At 29.3% G+C, this 597-nt stretch carries 1 protein-coding gene; it reads left to right on the top strand.

Annotated elements, in window-relative coordinates; all coding sequences use genetic code 11:
- Positions 1–239 precede the first annotated feature (239 nt).
- On the top strand, positions 240–461 hold the full coding sequence (locus ACFX59_RS18375; protein WP_387434518.1) for a hypothetical protein: 222 nt from the start codon (positions 240–242) through the stop codon (positions 459–461).
- Positions 462–597 lie beyond the last annotated feature (136 nt).

Below are 597 nucleotides of genomic sequence, written 5' to 3'. Positions count from 1 at the left end.
CTAAATGCTCATTAAGCGAAAATGATGTTAGTAATATTATTAATAAGATAATAGGAAAAAAAATAATAGTAAAAAAATCTAGGGCTAGTTATAGGTAATACTTTAAAAATTTTTAAACCAGTATCACTATTGATACTGGTTTTATATTTTTAAGTTTATAAATACATGTTTAATTAGTGCTTAAACATGATATAATAGAAAAAATGTATACTTTAACAATACGATAGGAGTTCCCGCAAATGGCAAGAGGGAAAGCAAAAATTCAGTCGGTTGAGCCTATGGTGGCTGATTTAGTCAATGGTCTGTTGAAATCTTATGATTTAGATTATCAATTAGAACAAGAAACATTAAATTCTGAAATCGATAAGGCATTATTGGAGTATGCTTCAAAGAATGGTGGTAAAGGTGGGAATCTTCCCGATGCAAAATTATTACTACAAGATAAGCACACAGATTATTGACCGGTTTTAATTGAGTATAAAGGTTATAAAGATAAATTAGAGAAGCTTGATAGCGATGGTCAGGTAGATAATCGAAAGAGTAAGAATGAACCTAATTATTCAAATATCAATTCTTTTGCTATTAATGGGGCAGTAC

It is taken from the genome of Sphingomonas sp. NCPPB 2930 (assembly GCF_042867205.1).
In the GTDB taxonomy this organism is placed as follows: Bacteria; Pseudomonadota; Alphaproteobacteria; order Sphingomonadales; family Sphingomonadaceae; genus Sphingomonas.
This window is presented reverse-complemented; position numbering and strand designations above follow the sequence as displayed.